Source organism: Flavobacterium bomense, assembly GCF_003970355.1.
Map to the genome: position 1 here is coordinate 1 of NZ_RYDJ01000125.1, position 1,340 is coordinate 1,340.

Consider the following 1,340-nt stretch of genomic DNA (forward strand, 5'->3'; position numbering starts at 1 on the left):
AAAAGATGCTGCTGAAAAAGAAACAATTTCTTATTCAGCGCCTGGTATGCGATTAAAATTGAATGTTGCTTTTTTTCAAAATAAAATTTTTAACGCTCCAACAGGTACACTATCCGTTCAAAATGTTTTTGATAAATATTTCAGAGGTTTGTATTTCAAAGTAGAACAATCAGGTGCTGACAAAGGAAGTTTAGCCGTGATTAATTTTAAAAAAGGAACCATAACAATCAAATATAAAGAAGATTCATCTACAACCCCAGTCACTAGAGTCGAAAAAACCTTAATTCTTAATATGTCAGGGGCCACTGCGAGTTTGCTAGAACAAAGCAATCCAAATACTGATTATACTTCAATTACAGGCAATCCAAATAGAGATCTTGGTGATCAAAAATTGTATTTAAAAGGAGGCGAAGGATCATTAGCGGTTTTAGAGCTATTTGAAAAAAAGGATTTGATAGGATATGATGCAAACGGAAACCTAACAGGTCCAAACAATGTTTCGGATGAATTGGATAAAATGAGAAAAGAAGGATGGTTGATTAATGATGCCAATCTTATTTTTCATATTGATGCTAAAACAATGAAAGATAGCTACGAGCCAGACCGAATATACTTGTATGATTATACCAACAACACTACTATTTTGGATTATTATTTAGGTGCATCAACCGCAAATAAAAACACCTCTAAATATCTATTTGGTGGATATTTAACTAAAAATGGAACATTAAAAAGAGGGGTTTCTTATAAAATGAATATTACGAATCACATTAGAAACCTTGTAAAAAATTCTGAAGCAAAAAATGTTAAGCTAGGCGTTGTCGTAACCGAAGATATGAATTTTGCAGAGTTCAAAATGTTGAAGACAGGAAATGCTTTTATTTCAAAAGCCCCCAAAGCAAGTGTTATGAATCCACTAGGAACAATCCTTTACGGTAGTAACTTTCCCGATACTGATGCAAATTACAGCAAAAGATTACAACTAGAAATTTATTATACAAAACCTAAATAAACCAAAACTATGTGTGGCATTGTTGGATACATTGGCTACAGAGAAGCTTATCCTATTGTGATAAAAGGATTAAAAAGATTGGAATATCGAGGTTATGATAGTGCTGGCGTTATGTTATATGACGGAGACAATATAAAACTTTCTAAAACAAAAGGCAAAGTTGTTGATCTTGAAGCAAAAGCAGCAAACGAAATTTCCACAAATGGAACTATTGGTATTGGTCATACTCGTTGGGCAACACACGGAGTTCCAAATGATGTGAATTCTCATCCTCATGTTTCTAATTCAGGAGATTTAGTAATTATTCATAACGGAATTATCGAAAATT

1 protein-coding gene and 1 pseudogene are annotated in these 1,340 nt (G+C 32.8%); both read left to right on the plus strand.

Annotated elements, in window-relative coordinates:
- A partial coding sequence (locus EKL98_RS16085) for a DUF4270 family protein (protein WP_148104446.1) occupies window positions 1–1,012 on the plus strand: 1,012 nt, incomplete at its 5' end.
- A 9-nt stretch (window positions 1,013–1,021) separates the two neighbouring features.
- Window positions 1,022–1,340 (plus strand): annotated as a pseudogene (locus tag EKL98_RS16090) (glutamine--fructose-6-phosphate transaminase (isomerizing)); the annotation flags it as partial.